A 17,763-nucleotide genomic window follows, 5' to 3' on the forward strand; every position below is an offset into this window, starting at 1 on the left:
CCCCAGCCGTACGACTCATAGCCGTCACTGCGCAACAACGTCCGCTCCGACTCACCCCACGTCACCGTCGGATCGATGAACAACGGAAAATCCGCTGCCTTCGTACCCCTCAGCATCCCCGCATCAGGAACCACCGACAACAAACCCTTGCCCAACTCCACACCCATCCGCACAACCCGATCGCCGGGGGTGGGCTCGACACCGGCGTCGGCCGTTTCCTCGGCCTTCGCGGACCCGGTTCTCGTGGACCCGGTTCTCGCGGACTCGGTGCCGTCGGCACCGGGGGCCTGGGCGGCGGCCTTGCGGTTCTGCGCCGCGAGGTCCTGGTTGTCGCCGGCGGTGGGCTTCCCGCTCTCCGCGGCTTCGGTGCCGGCCGAGTCCCACATCTGGGCCGGAGGTGCGCGGAAAACGCGATTGCCGTCGGAGTCGACGGCGGTGAGGTTGCCCGACTTGCCCTTGAGGATTTTCAAACCCTCGGACTTGAGGGAGTAACTGACCTTCTTGAGGTCCTCGCCGGCCGCGGCCTCGGGCGTCTTGACGATCAGAACGTGCCGGAAGCCCTCGGTCGAGGCGGACACCTTCAGGTCGACCCCGTCGATGACTTCTCTGTAGAGGGCGGTGGTGCCGTCCAGCTCGGGAACGGGAAGCCTGCCTGGCCAGCCGAGCTGCAGCGAACGTCCGCGCTCGGAGATCGTCACGAGCGGGTCCTTGGACCCTCCCCCGGAGAACGTCATCCGCGCGGCCGCGGCCTTCGGCCCCACCGAGCCGTCAGGGCGCCGCTCGAGCGTCGCGTCCGGCTTCCGCCAGCCACCACCCTCCACGGCCACCCGCACCGGCACCGCCGACTCCTCCAACGTGAACGAAAAACCGTCGGGATTGGCGAACACGGTCGCACGCTCCGACCGCTCCCCCACCACCTCGACCCGCTCACCCGACTCCTTCGCCTCCGCGAGAGCCCTCCGCCCCTCGTCCTGCGCTGCGGTCGCCTCGGCGGCGGCCGCCTGCGCGAAGGGGTCCGCGCCCATCGCCGGCAGCGCGCCCATCGACACCGCGGCGGCCACAGCCGTGCCGAGCAGGCGGCGTCGTCTGCTCTCCGCGCCACGACCGCGGCGCCCCCACCTCATCCTCACAACCCACCCCACTGCTAGTCCTGGACATGCCATGCAGGAGCAAGCTACGACTCGGATGATCAAGAATGAAGGCCCTGTGGCGACACTGTGATCAAAAACCTGCGAAGAGTCACACAGGATGTTCACATTGACGCGGGCATGCCCGTATTGGACACGGGGCGTGGCGCAGGCACCGACTCGCCGAGCAGCAGATGACCGTCGCCCGCGGCCCTCAACACCCCCGGCCCGCCGACGACTTCGGGACGCACGGTGGCGAGGGGAGGAGGACCGGGGCCGCGGCTCAGGACGCCGGGCGCGGCTCCATGAACTCCAGCCGGTTGCCGAACGGGTCGTGCGCGTAGAAGCGGTCGTGACCGGGGACCTCGCCGTCCCACGTCACCTCGTGGCCGCACTCCTCCAGACGCGCCGCGAGGCTCCTGAGGGAGCGGACCCAGAATGCCGGGGTGGGCCATGCGGGCAGGCGCGAAGTCCTGTTCGGCACCAAGGTGAACCTCGAGGCCGCCGCCGCGGAACCAGCACCGCTGCGGGCGGCGAGCACCGGCGGCTTCTCCAGCTCGGTCATGCCGAGCACGTCCCCCAGAAGCGGCGACACCGGTCCTCGGCCTCTGGCGGGACAGCCAGTTGGACGTGGTGAAGACCGCCGAAGTGGTGGTTCTCGGTGACGTGAGCGTTCATCGCCTCTTCCCCCGTGCGGTCTCCTGCGTCCGACGGCACATGCCGGCACGGCGGGGCATCCTCATTCCCGCTGTTCCCGAAGGAGATCCTCTTCCTGCTGTCCCCTGAGGAAGAGGGGGGCTACCCCCACTGACGCCGCGGCCCGCACGGCCGTAGTTTCTGTGCCATGGAAGCCCGCGACCCTGAGCTCAGGAAAGAGCTCGACGCCACCCTCCACGCCCGCCGAGACCTGGGCGAGGAGTACGAATCCGCACTCGTCGAGTCGTTTCTGGAGAAGGTCGAGGAGCGGCTCGACACCGCCGTCGACCGCCGTGTCAGGCGCCGGCTCGCCGAGCAGCAGATGACGGTCGCCCGCGGCCCCCGCCGGCCGCAGTCCGGGGACAACTTCGGGGAGCGCTTCGGCTTCGGCATCATCACGATGATCCTGGCCGTCCCGCTCTCCGCGATCGGCGTGGTCAACGCCGACCTGCCGGGCCTGATCGTGACCTGGCTCGGGATCGTGGGCGTGAACGTGGCCCATGCCGCCCGTGCCTGGCCCTGGCAGCGCAAGACCCGGTCCGCCGGGTCGGAGTGGGACGAGTGACAGCCGCCGCCGACTGATTTCACATGGCTTGTGGCACGTGACTTCAGGCGCAGGGAGTGGTGCGCGGGGACCGCCGCACCCCCGGCCGAGGGCCGGGGGCCGGGACGACAGCGGTCCCCGCGAGGGACACGGGCCGGGTCAGGACCGGTTCCCGCGTCCGGGGGCGTCCTTGGAGGTCCGGGAGCCGCTCCGGAAGTCCTGTGACGCCGCCACTGGTGCCGGCCGGGTTACCTGCCCGGTCCCCCTGCCGACATCAACCAATGTGCCGGACGCGTGTTAAGCGGGTGCTGCGCGTACATGACGCGCTCGTACCGATTGCGCGAAAGGACGTTCCGAGCGGACTACTTGCTGCCCTTCGCGAGGAACGCCAGCAGGTCCTGACGGCTCACCACACCCGTCGGCTTGCCCTCGACCAGCACGATCGCCGCGTCCGCCGCGCCGAGCACCGACATCAGGTCGCCGACCGGCTCGCCGGAGCCGACCTGTGGCAGCGGCGCGGACATGTGCTTCTCCAGCGGGTCGCCCAGCGACGCGCTCTTCGTGAACAGCGCGTCGAGCAGCTCGCGTTCGACGACGGAGCCGATGACCTCCGCGGCCATCACGTCCGGGTGGCCGGCGCCCGGCTTCACGATGGGCATCTGCGAGACGCCGTACTCCCGCAGCACCTCGATGGCCTGACCGACCGTCTCCTCCGGGTGCATGTGCACCAGGCTGGGGATGCCGCCGGCCGCCTTGTCGCGCAGCACGTCACCGACGTTCGCGGCGCCCTCGCCCGCCAGGAAGCCGTAGTCGGCCATCCACTCGTCGTTGAAGATCTTGCTCAGGTAACCACGGCCGCTGTCCGGGAGCAGCACGACCACGATGTCGTCCGGCCCCAGCCGCTCCGCGACGCGCAGGGCCGCGACGACGGCCATGCCGCAGGAGCCGCCCACCAGCAGGCCCTCCTCCTTGGCGAGGCGGCGCGTCATCTGGAAGGAATCCTTGTCGGACACGGCGACGATCTCGTCCGTCACCGTCCGGTCGTACGCGGAGGGCCAGAAGTCCTCGCCGACGCCCTCGACGAGGTACGGGCGACCCGAACCGCCCGAGTACACGGAGCCCTCGGGGTCGGCGCCGATGATCCTGACCTTGCCGTCGCTGACCTCCTTCAGATAGCGGCCGGTGCCGGAGATCGTGCCGCCGGTACCGACACCCGCGACGAAGTGCGTGATCCGCCCGTCCGTCTGCTCCCACAGCTCGGGCCCGGTGGTCTCGTAGTGCGAGCGCGGGTTGTTGGGGTTGGAGTACTGGTCCGGCTTCCACGCGCCCGGCGTCTCGCGCACCAGACGGTCGGAGACGTTGTAGTACGAGTCCGGGTGCTCGGGGTCGACGGCCGTGGGGCACACGACGACCTCGGCGCCGTACGCGCGCAGCACGTTGATCTTGTCCGTGGACACCTTGTCCGGGCAGACGAAGACGCACTTGTAGCCCTTCTGCTGGGCCACGATGGCAAGGCCGACGCCGGTGTTGCCGCTCGTCGGCTCGACGATCGTGCCGCCGGGCTGCAGGGCGCCGCTCTCCTCCGCCGCCTCGATCATTCGCAGGGCGATCCGGTCCTTCACCGACCCGCCGGGGTTGAAGTACTCCACCTTGGCGAGGACGGTCGCAGAAATGCCTGCGGTCACGCTGTTCAGCTTCACCAGCGGGGTGTCGCCGACGAGGCTGATCATCGAGTTGTGGATACGCACAATGTTCTCCGGGGTCTCCGTGATGGTGCGCCCAGCGTAAGCGGCCGAACGTGGGATTGGGCGACGGTCGCTACGGGGCAGTTAGGTCATGTACGGCAACAAGGCCTGCGAGGGCTGCGGCCGCGGAGGCTGTGGTCCCGCGGGCTGCGAGGAGGTGGCTCGGACTGTGTCGAGGGCGAGGGTGGCGCGACGTATCGCGGCAGGCGCCGCGTACGGCGGAGGCAGTATCGGGCTGCTCGGAGCGGCGGCGGTCGGGCTGGTCCTGGCGGAGGTCCAGCTGGCCAAGCGGACCGTCGGCGGGGGCCGGGCCCCCATCCCGCCACGGGGCGACGGGCTCTACGGGCTGGCCTTCGGCCGCGACAACCCCCTGCACCTGGGCGTCCTGGGCGATTCCACCGCGGCCGGCCAAGGCGTGCGCCGCGCCGGCCAGACGCCAGGAGCCCTGCTCGCCTCCGGCCTGGCCGCGGTGGCGGAGCGACCGGTCGAGGTCCGCAACGCCGCGCTCCCGGGGGCGCAGTCGGACGACCTGGAGCGTCAGGTGACACAGCTGCTCGCGGACCGTACGCGCACACCGGACGTCTGCGTGATCATGATCGGCGCGAACGACGTCACCCACCGGATGCCGCCCACCCAGTCCGTGCGCTGTCTCGCCTCCGCGGTGCGCAGGCTGCGTACGGCGGGAGCCGAGGTGGTCGTCGGCACGTGTCCGGACCTCGGGACGATCGAGCCGGTCTACCAGCCGTTGCGCTGGATGGCGCGCCGGGTGAGCCGCCAGCTCGCGGCGGCGCAGACGATCGTGGTGGTGGAACAGGGCGGGCGCACGGTCTCGCTCGGCGACCTGCTCGGCCCCGAGTTCGAGGCGAACCCGCGCGAGATGTTCGGCGTGGACAACTACCACCCGTCGGCGGAGGGCTACGCGACGGCGGCGATGGCCATGCTGCCGACGCTGTGCGCGGTACTCGGCCTGTGGCCGGAGAGCGACACGCTGGACGCGGACCGGGACGAGGGCATGCTGCCGGTCGCACGGGCGGCAGCGACGGCCGCGTCGGAGGCGGGTACGGAGGTCACGGGCGCTCGCGCTCCGTGGGCGCTCCTCAAGCACCGCCGGCGTCGGCGCCTTCCCGCGCCGGAGGCCACGGCCCCGTCCGTCCCGGACGCCGAGCCCGCGAAGGGGCGGGCGGGGAGCGGCTGAGGCGGGAGCCTGGAGCCGGGGGCTCCGGCCCCGACAGGGCGCTCCGGCCCGACAGGGCGGGCTCGCCCGTCGGCGGGCCGGCGGGCCGTACGGGCGGACGCGTCAGCCGGTCCCGCGTGTGGGGCGTGCGCCCGTACGGCGTGCGAGCACACCGCGCGGCGGGCCGTACCGGGGCCCGGGCGCAAGGCGGGCACCGCCCGCACGTGGAGGCCCCGTACCGGGGACCCGGGCGCAGGGCCGCACCGGGCGCCGGAGCGGCGGAACCCGGAGGTCACGGGCGCCCGGTTTCGGGGAAGGGCGGGGTGGGGAAGGCAACCCCATAGGGGTCATAAGCAAGCGCCCGCTTAGAAAAGAGGCCCGCATCACACCATCCGCACAGTGACCCACGCGGTACGTACCGGTAACTTCCCAACCAGCCCTTCCGTCTTCCCCTCATGGAGCCGTGATGCCCGAAGCCGTGATCGTCTCTGCCGCCCGTTCCCCGATCGGCCGGGCCTTCAAGGGCTCGCTCAAGGACGTCCGTCCCGACGACCTGACCGCCGAGATCATCAAGGCGGCGCTCGCAAAGGTGCCCGAGCTCGACCCGCGTGACATCGACGACCTGATGCTCGGCTGCGGCCTCCCCGGCGGCGAGCAGGGCAACAACCTGGGCCGCATCGTGGCCGTCCAGATGGGGATGGACCACCTTCCCGGCTGTACCGTCACCCGCTACTGCTCCTCGTCGCTGCAGACCTCCCGCATGGCCATGCACGCCATCAAGGCCGGCGAGGGCGACGTCTTCATCTCGGCAGGCGTCGAGCTGGTGTCCCGCTTCGTGAAGGGGAACTCGGACAGCCTGCCGGACACGCACAACCCCTTCTTCGCCGAGGCGGAGGCCCGCACCGCCGCCGTCGCCGAGTCCGAGGGCTCCACCTGGCACGACCCGCGCGAGGACGGCCTGGTCCCGGACGCGTACATCGCGATGGGCCAGACCGCGGAGAACCTCGCCCGCAGCAAGGGCATCACCCGCCAGGACATGGACGAGTTCGGCGTGCGTTCGCAGAACCTCGCGGAGGAGGCCATCAAGAACGGCTTCTGGGCGCGCGAGATCACTCCGGTCACCACACCGGACGGCACGGTCGTCAGCACGGACGACGGTCCGCGCGCCGGTGTCACCCTCGAGGGCGTGCAGGGCCTGAAGCCGGTCTTCCGCCCCGACGGCCTGGTCACGGCCGCCAACTGCTGCCCGCTCAACGACGGCGCCGCCGCGCTCGTCATCATGAGCGACACCAAGGCCCGCGAGCTCGGCCTGACCCCGCTGGCCCGGATCGTTTCCACCGGCGTCTCCGGTCTCTCCCCCGAGATCATGGGCCTCGGCCCGGTCGAGGCCTCGAAGCAGGCGCTCAAGCGCGCCGGCCTGACCACGTCCGACATCGACCTCGTCGAGATCAACGAGGCCTTCGCCGCGCAGGTCATCCCGTCCTACCGCGACCTCGGCTTCGACCTGGACAAGGTCAACGTCAACGGTGGCGCGATCGCTGTCGGCCACCCCTTCGGCATGACGGGCGCGCGCATCACGGGCACGCTGATCAACAGCCTCCAGTTCCACGACAAGCAGTTCGGCCTCGAGACGATGTGCGTGGGCGGCGGTCAGGGCATGGCGATGGTGATCGAGCGGCTGAGCTGAGCCGGAATCGAACGGCTGAGCCGGGTCGGCGGGCCGCGGAGCCCGCCGCAGATCTCTGTTCGTGACTGAATCTCCCCCAGGATGTGACCTACCTCCTGGGGGAGAGCCCTTTTTGCAGGTCACAGCCACTCCACTGCCAAACCTCGGGCCCAAAGTCCTGTCCATTTCGTGACGTAATGCACTGACAGGGGGCGCGGGTTCATCGCAAGCTGATGTAGAAGTCGGGGGGATCCGATTGAAACCGGGAGTAAGTCAGTGAGCGCCATGTCTCTTGCCCTGCTGCTGACCACGGCCGCCGCCACGGCCGTGGGCGCCGCTGCCCTGCACGCCGCCCACGGGCTCCGCAAGCAGGTCACGGCCCTGCGCAGCGAGCTCTCCGCAGCGTCCGGGCTCGCCCGCACCGCGTCCGTGCCCCACGCCCGCGCCGGTGACGCCGCCGAGATACGCGCGGCCGTCGCCGAGGCGCTCGCCGAGGAGCGCGAGCGGGAGCTGGCCGAGGCGCGTGCCTTCTGGGCCGCGCAGGAAGCCCGCGACGCGGCCGACGCCTCCGCCCGCTTCTCCGGCGACGGCTCCGGATCTCTGCTCGGCGGGCTGTCCGGCGTCGGCGAGGAGATCCCGCCGTTCTACGTCCCGCGCCAGGCCGACTTCGCGGGCCTCGAGTCGATGGACCTGGACGCGGCGGAGGGTCTCGACGACATGGCGGACCTGCCCGAGGTGACCGAGTTCGCCGAGGATTCGCCCGAGCTGGCCGCGGCTCGCCGCCGCCACCCCTCCCACCCCGACTTCGTACCGGTCCAGACGCCGGTCGTCACCGACCATGAGCGCACGGTGGCCAAACTCGAGGAGCTGGCCGACACCGCCACCGAGCTGGCGGACGTACGCCCCGGCCCGCTGGGCACGCTGGACGTCTACGTCTTCACCGACGGCACCACACTGTGCATGACCCCCGGCCACCGGGAGACCGCCGAGCGCCTCGCGGACGCGCTGCGCGCGGGCAACGCGCCGGTGCTGCTGGGCGGCTCCGGGGTGTCCGGTGCGTACGCCCTGACGTTCTCCTGCGGCGACGAGAGTGTGTACATCCTCGCGGACCGCGTGATCGCCTCCCACTGAGCCCGACCGCCCCGCGGCCCCACTGAGCCCGACCGCCCCGCGGCCCCGCTGAGCCCGACCGCCCCGCTATCCCGGCGCGGCCCCGGCGGGCTCCACAGGCCCGATCGCAGGGCTCGCCGGGCCGATCCGACGGGACCCAGCGCCGGCCTAGAGGCCCGACCGCAGGCTCGCCGCGCGGACCAGGTCCACCGCCTCGTCGAGCTCGCGTGACCGCGCCGGCACCGCCGATCGAAGCGCTTCGGCCAAATCGTGCGCCGCCACCATCAGTTGGTCCGCGACCGCGAACACCCCCGCGTCCGGCATGATCCTCGGCTCGCCCGCCGGCTCCTCGATCTGCTGTGCCATGGCCGCCAGTTCCCTGGCCAGGGCCAGTCCCTCCGCCGCGGCGCCCTGCTGCAGCCGACTCTGCGGCGCGGCCCGCAGACGGTCCGCGAAGCGGTCCGCCGCGGCGGTCAGTTCGGTCGTATCAAGCACGCCGCGACCCTACGCGCCCTCGCGGGACTGTTGCCAATACGCGAACGCTCAGGCACGGTGGCGTGAAGAGCAAAACGCGCAATGCGTCCGGAGGCGCCGATGTCCCAAGTCTTCTCCGAAGAGACCCACCGAAATCTGCTCTCCCGAATCCCCGAGTGCACCGGTCGTGAGATCTCCGACTGGCTCCGCACCGTCGACGAAGGGCCGTCTCTCTTCCGCTTCGAGGAGAAGGTCAGCTGGCTCCGCGGCGAACACAACCTCGCGTACGGCCATGCGAAAGCGATCATCCACGAGTACGACCTGAGGCGCGCCGCGCGCAAGCTTCTCTAGACGCTTCAGGTGCCGCACACGACGGAAGGGCCCGCAGGCAGTGCCTGCGGGCCCTTCGTGCAGTGCGGTCGGTCCGTGGGCCGGCCGCCGCCGGCGACTAGTCCTCGCCGCTGAAGATCGCCACCAGTCGCAGCATCTCCAGGTAGATCCACACCAGCGTCACCGTCAGGCCGAAGGCCGCCAGCCACGACTCCTGACGGGGGGCGCCGTAGGTGATGCCGTCCTCGATCTCCTTGAAGTTGAGAGTGAGGAAGAAGCAGCCGATCAGGATGGCCAGGATGCCGACGATCGCGCCGATCGGCCCGAAGCTGCGCAGCCCGCCGTCGTCGGCGACGCCGAAGACCACGAGGAGCAGGTTCACCGCCAGGACGGCGATGAAGGCGATCGCGATGGTCATGCCGATACGGGCATAACGCGCGGTGACCCTGATCCAGCGCTGCTTGTACACGAACAGCATGGCGCCGGTGACGGCCATGGTGCCGAGCACCGCCTGGAAGGGCGCGCCGTCCCAGCGGCTGTTGAACATCTCGCTGATCACGCCGAGGAAGATGCCCTCGAAGGCCGCGTAGCTCAGGATCAGCGCGGGCGACGCCTTGCGCTTGAAGGACTGGACGATCGCGAGGACGAAGGCCACGAGGGCCGAGCCGATGGCGATCCCATAGCTGCTGGGCGAGACCGGCAGGACCGCCCACGCGAGGACGGCACCGAGAACGACGGTGCCGAGCGTCATGGCGGTACGCGTGACGACGTCGTCCATCGTCATGACATCCGTGCGGACCTGCGCGGGGGCGCCGTGCTGGGTATCCGCCGGGGCGTACGGGTTGGTGGCGTACGGGTTGCCGGTGCCCTGTGCGTACGGGTTCGACGCAACAGCGGGGCCCCCGGCCTGCGGCTGCTGCGCGTTGAAACCCGCGTAGCCGTTGTCGCGGCTGAACCCCCGTCGCGAGAAGACCGGGTTGCTGCTCCTCATCTCACTCCTCCTTGGCCACCCTGCGCGGCACTAGAAGTCAAGAGTAATGCGCAAGCAAAGCAATCACCCTAGTGCTCGGGGAGGATCTTTCCGAGATCGTTGCACGGGCCCGCCCGTGGCCTGCGACAGGAGCTTCTCGGCGCGCGGCGCGCGTACCGCCAGTCAGGGGGTCCGGGCCGGCACCACCGGGGCCGGTCCGGTTCAAGCGCTCCTGCTCCCACAGGCGGCAGGAGCCCCTCGGCGACGGCGGCTGCCCGACCGGCACCGGCCTACGGTGGCTGGGCATACGTGCCCGGAGCCGGACTCGAACCGGCACGCCCCGAGGGGCAGCGAGGTTTAAGCTCGCCGTGTCTGCATTCCACCACCCGGGCGAGGCGCGAGGGCTCCGCGTTGGCACCTGAGCCTATCGGTGCTGATCGCCTCGCCATCGGGACGATGGCCCGATCTTGTCTTATTTTATTGGCGCCTGAGGGTGTGTCAGACCAGGTAGGGGACTATTCGTCCCCGCCTCCCAGTGCCTGCGACCCCTGCCGGGGGCACCCGGGAATGACGGAAAAGCGCCCTCCGGTCCCCCATGTGATCCTCGGGGGCGCCGTCATCCCAAAGGAGGAGGGACGTGGCGCCCGGTCCGACCCAAGAGGGCCACGGGAACGGGCATCGGGACTGACGATTCGCGGCCTTGACGCGGACAGGATGGGAAAGTCCCCACGGCACTTCCGACAGGAGTTCTCCTCGTGACCACCACCCCCATCGCTCACCGCGCCACCGCAGTGGCGGCCCGCGCCACGGACCTGTCCAAGGTGTACGGACAGGGCGAGACCCAGGTGGTCGCGCTGAACCATGTGAGCATCGACTTCCGGCAGGCCGAGTTCACCGCGATCATGGGCCCGTCCGGCTCCGGCAAGTCGACGCTCATGCACTGCGTCGCCGGCCTGGACACCTTCAGCTCCGGCTCCGTGCGCATCGGTGACACCGAACTCGGCAGCCTCAAGGACAAGCAGCTGACGCAGCTGCGCCGCGACAAGATCGGTTTCATCTTCCAGGCCTTCAACCTGCTGCCGACCCTGACGGCCCTGGAGAACATCACGCTCCCCATGGACATCGCCGGCCGCAAGCCCGACAAGGAGTGGCTGCAGCGGGTCATCGACATGGTGGGGTTGCGCGACCGGCTCGGCCACCGGCCGGCCCAGCTCTCCGGCGGCCAGCAGCAGCGCGTGGCCGTCGCCCGCGCCCTCGCCTCCCGGCCGGAGATCATCTTCGGTGACGAGCCGACCGGAAACCTGGACTCCCGCTCCGGCGCCGAGGTGCTCGGCTTCCTGCGCAACTCCGTGCGGGAGCTCGGCCAGACCGTGGTCATGGTGACGCACGACCCGGTGGCCGCCTCCTACGCCGACCGGGTGGTCTTCCTCGCGGACGGCGCGATCGTCGACGAGATGCTGAGCCCCAGCGCCGACGGCGTCCTCGACCGTATGAAGGCCTTCGACGCCAAGGGCCGTACGAGCTGACGCCACGGGGCCGCCGCCCCGCCCGCCCCCAGGTTCGAAGCCCCCGCGGCCGACGCCCAGAACGGCCCCGGTCCCGCCCCGCGGCCCCGCCGGCGCCTTGTGCGACCGCGTGCCCCCGCCGCGCCGCCCCCTCCAGACCTTCCCTGTACCGCCCGGCCCCGGCCGAGCCCGCACGGCTCGGCCCGGCGCCCGGCGCCCACTCCCAGGACACCCACATGTTCCGTACCGCCCTGCGCAATGTGCTCGCGCACAAGGCCAGGCTGCTGATGACCGTCCTCGCCGTGATGCTCGGCGTGGCCTTCGTCTCCGGCACGCTGGTCTTCACCGACACCCTCGGCAACGCCTACCGCAAGCAGTCGGCCAAGAGCTACGACAACGTCGCGGTCGCCGTGACGACCTACGCCGATCCCGCCGACGGCGCGAAGGACGCCGGCATCGACGAGAAGACCCTGGAGAAGATCCGGGCCCTCGACGGCGTCGCCGACGCCACCGGCCGGGTCTCCGGCTTCGCCGGCGTCGCCGACCAGGACGGCAAGCTGATCGGCAACGGCTGGTCCAACACCGGCGCCAACTTCGCCCCCGGCAAGGACGGCAAGGACCTGGCATACACCTTCACCGACGGCTCGGGACCGCGCGCGGACGACGAGATCGCCCTCGACAAGGACTCCGCCGCCAAGGGCGAGTACAAGGTCGGCGACACCGTGCGGGTGGCCACCAACGGGCCGGTGAAGGAGTACGTGCTCGCCGGTGTCTTCACCACCGAGGACGGCGCGGTCAACGCGGGCGGCAGCCTGGTCCTCTTCGACACCGCGGTCGCCCAGAAGCTGTATCTGCAGCCCGGATACTTCAAGGACGTCACGATCGCCGCGGAGTCCGGCGCGTCCGACCGCAAGATCCTCGCCGCGGTGGAGCCGCTGCTGCCGAAGGACTCCGACGCGCAGACCGGCAAGGAGCTGGCGGACGACCAGGCCCGGCAGATCGAGAGCGGCCTGTCGAACATGAACACGATGCTGCTCGCGTTCGCGGCCATCGCCCTCTTCGTCGGTGTCTTCCTGATCGCCAACACCTTCACCATGCTGGTCGCCCAGCGCACCAGGGAGCTGGCGCTGATGCGTGCCGTCGGCGCGTCCCGCCGGCAGGTCAAGCGCTCCGTGATCCTCGAGGCGCTGGTCGTCGGCGCAGTCGCGTCGGTGGTCGGTTTCCTGCTGGGCCTGGGTCTCGCCACGGGTCTGCGGTCGGCGATGGGCACCTTCGGCGCGAAGGTGCCCGCAGGGCCGCTTGTCGTCTCCCCCACAGCGGTCGCCGCGGCCCTGGGTGTCGGTGTGTTCATCACGGTGCTGGCCGCGTGGCTGCCCGCCCGCCGGGCCGCGAAGATCGCGCCGGTGGCGGCGATGAGCAGCGTGCACGCGGTGGCGACGACCAGGTCGCTGGTGCTGCGGAACACCATCGGCGGCGTGATCACGCTGGTCGGGGCGGCCACGATCGTCGCGGGTGCGGCGGCCGGCTCGGACGGCCGGATGATCATCGGCGCCGGCGCGTTCCTGGCGCTGGTCGGCATCATCGTCCTGATTCCGCTGCTGTCCCGCCCGGTGATCGCACTGGTCCGGCCGCTGCTGCAGGGCGTCTTCGGGGTGTCGGGCAAGCTCGCCGGGCAGAACGCGGTGCGCAATCCGCGCCGTACGGGTGCCACCGCCTCCGCGCTGGCGATCGGGCTCACCCTGGTCACCGGGATCTCGGTGCTCGGCGCCACGATGGGCCGGGCGGTGGACCAGATGACCACGGACAACATCCGGGCCGACTACATGGTCTCGATGGCCGGCGGCGGCGCGCTGGACAAGTCGGCGCTCGACGCGATCGAGAACGCGAAGGGCATCAGCGCCGTCTCGCCGCAGCAGGCCTCCTCGATGGAGATCAAGGGTGAGTGGCACTCTGCGTCCGCGGTCACCCCGGGCGACGTGGAGCAGGTATTCGACCTGAAAACGGTCTCGGGCTCGCTCGCCACGCTCGGCAAGGGGCAGATCGCCGTCGACGAGAAGACCGCCGAGTCGAACGGCTGGAAGACGGGTGACACCCTGCCCGCCGACTTCGGCGCGGAGGGCGAGAAGAAGACCAAGAACCTGACGGTCGGCGCCGTCTACAAGGGCAACGAGTTCCTCTCCCCGATCCTGGTCGCCACCGACGTCGTCGCCCCGTTCGAGCCGAAGCCGTACATCCCCGAGGTCTGGGTGAAGATGGACGGCGGCGCGACCGAGGCGAACGAACAGGCGCTGATCAACGCGCTGGGCGACAACCCGGCGATGAGCGTCATGGACCAGCAGGACATCCGGAACATGTTCGGCGGCTTCATCAACACCGCGCTGAACATCATGTACGGGCTGCTGGCGATGGCTCTGATCATCGCGGTGCTCGGCGTCATCAACACCCTGGCGATGTCCGTCTTCGAGCGCCAGCAGGAGATCGGGATGCTGCGGGCGATCGGTCTGGACCGCGGCAAGGTGAAGCGGATGATCCGGCTGGAGGCCGTGGTGATCTCGGTCTTCGGCGCGGTGGTCGGCATCGGGCTCGGCTCGTTCCTCGCCTGGGCGATCGGCGAGACGATCCGCAAGGAGATCCCCGGCTATGTGCTGGTCATGCCGTGGGACCGGATCGGGATCTTCCTGCTGCTGGCCGGTGTCGTCGGCGTGCTGGCCGCGATGTGGCCGGCCCGGAGCGCGGCGAAGCTCAACATGCTGACGGCGATCAAGACGGAGTAGCGGCTCCCGGACGAGGGCCCCGTGGCCGTGTGCTCGGCACACGGCCACGGGGCTTTTTGTCGTCCTGTTCTCAGCGCCAGTCGCGGCTGCGCAGCGGCACTCCCGAGTTGCCGCTCTCCGGGGTCTTCACCGCGAGGATCTGGTTGACGCCGATCCTGTTGCGCTCGAACGAGACGGCCGACGCCGCCATGTAGAGCCGCCACACCCGGGCGCGGCCGGGCGATGCGCACCGCGCGGCCTGTGGCCACGCCTTCTCGAGGTTGTCGACCCAGGCACGCAGGGTGCGGGCGTAGTGCTCGCGGATGGCGTGGACGTCGCGAACCTCGAAGCCCGCCTGTTCCAGGGTCGCGACGGTGCGGCCGAGGGGCGCCAGTTCGCCGTCGGGAAAGACGTACCGGTCGATGAACTCGTCGACGCGATAAGCGGATTCGTCCTTCTCGGGGCGGCGGGCGATCTGGTGGTTGAGCAGCCGGCCACCGGGCCGCAGGAGGGAGAACAACTGGTCCGCGTACTCCCGGTAGCGGACCTGCCCGACATGCTCGGCCATGCCGATGGACGAAACGGCATCGTACGGACCGCTTCTGACGTCCCGGTAGTCCTGGACGCGGATCTCGATCCGGTCCGTGAGGCCCTCGTCCGCGATGCACTTGCGGGCGTACGCGGCCTGCTCGCGGGAGAGGGTCACGCCGGTGACCTGGGCGCCGTGCTCACGGGCGGCGTGGATGGCCATGGAGCCCCAGCCGCAGCCGACGTCGAGGAGCCGGTCGCCCTCCTTCAGCTCGAGCTTGCGGCAGATGAGGTCGAGCTTGTCGCGCTGCGCGTCCTCGAGGGTGCCCGACGCGTCCCAGTAGGCGCACGAGTAGACCATGGACGGTCCGAGCACGAGCTCGTAGAAGTCGTTGCCGACGTCGTAGTGGTGGCTGATGGCCTCCTTGTCGCGCCGCCTGGTGTGCAGCGGACCGGTGCGGCGCCGCAGCTCTTCCACGGGCGGGGGCGGCGGCGGCAGCGGCCCGCCGAGCTTCAGCAGCCCGCTGGCGGCGGCCCGCAGCCGCGGGTCGAGCGCGGGGTGGGCAGCGGTCTTCTGGTCGGGGTCGCGCTCCCAGACCAGGCCGGCGAGCAGGTCCAGGGCCTGGTACAGATCGCCGTCGATGTCGATCTCCCCGGCGACCCAGGCCCGGGCGAGCCCCAGCTCACCCGGCCGCCACAACAGGCGCCGCAGGGCGCGCCGGCGGCGTACGACAAGGGTGGGCGCACCCGGCGGCCCGGATTCGCTGCCGTCCCAGGCGCGGATGCGTACGGGGAGCGGGACTCCCAGCAGTTCCTCGGCAAGAGTGGTCAGCCGCAACGCGGCATCGGCCATTGCGCACACCTCCGTGACGGTGGTTCCCACGAGCGCCCGGCGACCCCGGCGGCGGGGTGCCCGGTGCACTTCCCTCAACATGCGACCACCGTGAGTGCTTCCCCGCACCACGTGACGCACAGGCAGAATGGCCGGAGATGACACCTGGTCGGAGGCAGCTGCCGGCGCGGCGGGGCGGCCGGGGGACGCGGGAACACCGGGACAGCCGGGGGACGCGGGAACGCCGAAGGGGCCGTCCGCACCACGGATGGCGGACGGCCCCTTCGGAGAGGTACCGGTGCGGCTAGGGCGTGTTTCGAAAGTAGCGTCGTCCGCCCGCAGGGCGGGGCCCGCGGCGTCTGGTGCGTGCAATCGCAAGGCGGAGGATCATCCTCGTACTGGACGTACTTGGATGACTCCGACAACGCAGCGAGTGTGCGTGCCAGACGTCGTGGGCCAGGCGGGACTTTCGAAACACGCCCTAGGAGGCCTTGGCCTTCTCGGCCTCCGGCTTCGCGACGACCGGAGCCGGCTTGGCGGCCTCGTAGAACTCCTCGCGCGGCGTCTCCATCGCGCCGAGCGAGACGACCTCACGCTTGAGGAACATCGCCAGCGTCCAGTCGGCGAACACGCGGATCTTGCGGTTCCAGGTGGGCACGGCCATGCCGTGGTAACCACGGTGCATGTACCAGGCCAGCCGCCCCTTGAGCTTGATCTTCATCTTGCCCATGACGATCATCGCGACGCCCTTGTGCAGGCCGAGACCGGCGACCGCACCCTTGTTGGCGTGCTCGTAGTCCTTCTGCGGGAAGCCGCGCATCCCGGAGATGACGTTGTCGCCGAGGACCTTGGCCTGGCGCAGCGCGTGCTGGGCGTTCGGCGGGCACCAGGCGTTCTCGATGCCGGCCTTGCGGGCGGCCATGTCCGGGACCTGGGCGTTGTCGCCCGCGGCCCAGATGTAGTCGGTGCCCTTGACCTGGAGCTTCTTGGTGCAGTCCACGTGGCCGCGGGGGCCGAGCGGGAGGCCGTAGCGGGCGAGCGCCGGGTTCGGCTTCACGCCGGCGGTCCACACGATGGTGTTGGAGTCGACCTCGAGGCCGTTCTTCAGCACGACGTGGCCGTCGACGCAGGAGTCCATGGAGGTGGAGAGGTAGACCTCGACCCCGCGGCCCTCGAGGTGCTCCCTGCCGTACTTGCCCAGCTTGGGGCCGACCTCGGGGAGGATCTTGTCCGCGGCGTCGACGAGGATGAAACGCATGTCCTCGCGCTTGACGTTGCTGTAGTACTTGGTCGCGTCGCGGGCCAGGTCCTCGACCTCGCCTATGGTCTCGGCACCGGCGAAGCCACCGCCGACGAAGACGAAGGTCAGCGCCTTGCGGCGGACGTCCTCGTCGGTCGTCGAGTCGGCCTTGTCCAGCTGCTCGAGAACGTGGTTGCGCAGGCCGATGGCCTCTTCGATGCCCTTCATGCCGATGCCCTGCTCGGCGAGGCCGGGGATCGGGAAGGTACGGGAGATCGCACCGAGGGCGATCACCAGGTAGTCGAAGGGCAGCTCGTACGCCTCTCCGACGAGCGGCGAGACCGTCGCGACCTTGCGGTCCTGGTCGATGGTCGTGACCCGGCCGGTGAGAACCTCGGCCTTGGGCAGCACGCGTCGCAGCGGGACGACGACATGCCGAGGCGAGATGCTGCCGGCAGCAGCTTCGGGGAGGAAGGGCTGGTACGTCATGTACGACCGCGGGTCGACGACCGTGACGGTCGCCTCGGCGTAGCGCATCTTCTTCAGAATGCGCCGAGCCGCGTACAGGCCTACGTACCCACCGCCTACTACGAGGATCCTGGGACGCTCCGTGGTGCTCATGCCATCGAGTATCCACCCCCCTCGGAGGGGGTGCTCGTGAGCCCCTTCACAAGGTCCTGGGTGCACTCTGCTACACTCCGCCGCCCACGTGACCGAGGTCATGGCGCCGATGGGGAACCGCGGTGTATCGGGGGATGCGGATCACCGCCCTGAGCTGGCCCCATGGCCCCAGGGACGGCTGAACCGCCGAGCCTTTGGCCCTGTGGGCGACGACCGTCGTACGCCTTCGAATGCACTCGTCCGACCCCGGCAAGCGACCGGGAAGGGGGGTTCGCGCCCCTGGAGAGCCTCTCAGGGCCCTTTTCCTTGTGAAGAACTTCACGAACTTTTCCGCCGGAGCGGTGCCGGAGCCGAGCCGGGGCGGCCAAGGAGGCCCGGCGGGGCCCCGGACGCCCGGTCCCGGCGCGCGGTGGGCGCCGATGCCCGGTGCCGGCCCACCGGCCGCGCG

Annotated in this window: 12 protein-coding genes, 1 tRNA gene and 2 pseudogenes; 7 read left to right on the forward strand and 8 right to left on the reverse strand. The window is 70.5% G+C overall.

The window, feature by feature from the left end; all coding sequences use genetic code 11:
- Both ACZ4SA_RS31805 and ACZ4SA_RS31810 read right to left on the reverse strand, forming a co-directional pair.
- Positions 1 to 1,124, reverse strand: a pseudogene (locus ACZ4SA_RS31805) (LamG domain protein jellyroll fold domain protein); the annotation flags it as partial.
- A 286-nt stretch (positions 1,125 to 1,410) separates the two neighbouring features.
- Positions 1,411 to 1,805, reverse strand: a pseudogene (locus ACZ4SA_RS31810) (VOC family protein).
- Positions 1,806 to 1,971: 166 nt separating this feature from the next.
- Here ACZ4SA_RS31810 and ACZ4SA_RS31815 point away from each other — a divergent pair.
- Positions 1,972 to 2,388: a hypothetical protein gene (locus ACZ4SA_RS31815; RefSeq protein WP_468281369.1), complete on the forward strand. Its 417-nt coding sequence runs from the start codon at positions 1,972 to 1,974 to the stop codon at positions 2,386 to 2,388.
- Between the two features lie 341 nt (positions 2,389 to 2,729).
- Here the strand turns inward: ACZ4SA_RS31815 and ACZ4SA_RS31820 are convergent, their stop codons facing one another.
- Positions 2,730 to 4,115, reverse strand: a complete 1,386-nt coding sequence (locus ACZ4SA_RS31820) for a cystathionine beta-synthase (RefSeq protein ID WP_468281371.1) — start codon at positions 4,113 to 4,115, stop codon at positions 2,730 to 2,732.
- A 181-nt stretch (positions 4,116 to 4,296) separates the two neighbouring features.
- Here ACZ4SA_RS31820 and ACZ4SA_RS31825 point away from each other — a divergent pair, with 181 nt between their 5' ends.
- The 3 genes from ACZ4SA_RS31825 to ACZ4SA_RS31835 all read left to right on the forward strand — a co-directional run bounded on the left by ACZ4SA_RS31825 (position 4,297) and on the right by ACZ4SA_RS31835 (position 8,083).
- Complete coding sequence (locus ACZ4SA_RS31825) at positions 4,297 to 5,307, forward strand: SGNH/GDSL hydrolase family protein (protein WP_468281416.1); 1,011 nt, start codon at positions 4,297 to 4,299, stop codon at positions 5,305 to 5,307.
- A gap of 445 nt (positions 5,308 to 5,752) precedes the next feature.
- Positions 5,753 to 6,973, forward strand: a complete 1,221-nt coding sequence (locus ACZ4SA_RS31830) for an acetyl-CoA C-acetyltransferase (protein ID WP_468281373.1) — start codon at positions 5,753 to 5,755, stop codon at positions 6,971 to 6,973.
- Positions 6,974 to 7,237: 264 nt separating this feature from the next.
- Positions 7,238 to 8,083: a hypothetical protein gene (locus ACZ4SA_RS31835; RefSeq protein WP_468281417.1), complete on the forward strand. Its 846-nt coding sequence runs from the start codon at positions 7,238 to 7,240 to the stop codon at positions 8,081 to 8,083.
- A 147-nt stretch (positions 8,084 to 8,230) separates the two neighbouring features.
- Here the strand turns inward: ACZ4SA_RS31835 and ACZ4SA_RS31840 are convergent, their stop codons facing one another.
- Entirely contained in the window at positions 8,231 to 8,557 is a 327-nt protein-coding gene (locus ACZ4SA_RS31840; protein ID WP_468281375.1) for a hypothetical protein, read from the reverse strand.
- A 99-nt stretch (positions 8,558 to 8,656) separates the two neighbouring features.
- Between ACZ4SA_RS31840 and ACZ4SA_RS31845 the strand changes: the two genes are divergently transcribed.
- Entirely contained in the window at positions 8,657 to 8,887 is a 231-nt protein-coding gene (locus ACZ4SA_RS31845) for a DUF4287 domain-containing protein (RefSeq protein WP_356637552.1), read from the forward strand.
- 97 nt (positions 8,888 to 8,984) lie between these two features.
- On the opposite strand, the gene ACZ4SA_RS31850 is transcribed toward ACZ4SA_RS31845, so the two are convergent.
- Positions 8,985 to 9,857 carry a Bax inhibitor-1/YccA family protein gene (locus ACZ4SA_RS31850; protein WP_468281377.1) on the reverse strand — a complete coding sequence of 291 codons (873 nt, stop codon included), beginning with the start codon at positions 9,855 to 9,857 and terminating at the stop codon, positions 8,985 to 8,987.
- A gap of 289 nt (positions 9,858 to 10,146) precedes the next feature.
- Positions 10,147 to 10,228: transfer RNA gene (locus ACZ4SA_RS31855), tRNA-Leu, on the reverse strand.
- 363 nt (positions 10,229 to 10,591) lie between these two features.
- Here ACZ4SA_RS31855 and ACZ4SA_RS31860 point away from each other — a divergent pair.
- Together ACZ4SA_RS31860 and ACZ4SA_RS31865 are read left to right on the forward strand one after the other, a co-directional pair.
- Positions 10,592 to 11,362, forward strand: coding sequence for an ABC transporter ATP-binding protein (locus ACZ4SA_RS31860; protein ID WP_468281379.1), 771 nt, complete (start codon positions 10,592 to 10,594; stop codon positions 11,360 to 11,362).
- A 215-nt stretch (positions 11,363 to 11,577) separates the two neighbouring features.
- Complete coding sequence (locus tag ACZ4SA_RS31865) at positions 11,578 to 14,115, forward strand: ABC transporter permease (RefSeq protein ID WP_468281381.1); 2,538 nt, start codon at positions 11,578 to 11,580, stop codon at positions 14,113 to 14,115.
- A 70-nt stretch (positions 14,116 to 14,185) separates the two neighbouring features.
- On the opposite strand, the gene ACZ4SA_RS31870 is transcribed toward ACZ4SA_RS31865, so the two are convergent.
- Both ACZ4SA_RS31870 and ACZ4SA_RS31875 read right to left on the reverse strand, forming a co-directional pair.
- On the reverse strand, positions 14,186 to 15,475 hold the full coding sequence (locus tag ACZ4SA_RS31870) for a class I SAM-dependent methyltransferase (protein ID WP_468281383.1): 1,290 nt from the start codon (positions 15,473 to 15,475) through the stop codon (positions 14,186 to 14,188).
- A 460-nt stretch (positions 15,476 to 15,935) separates the two neighbouring features.
- Positions 15,936 to 17,315, reverse strand: a complete 1,380-nt coding sequence (locus ACZ4SA_RS31875) for an NAD(P)/FAD-dependent oxidoreductase (protein ID WP_468281385.1) — start codon at positions 17,313 to 17,315, stop codon at positions 15,936 to 15,938.
- Between the last annotated feature and the right edge of the window lie 448 nt (positions 17,316 to 17,763).

This window comes from Streptomyces sp. NPDC027962, assembly GCF_055566095.1.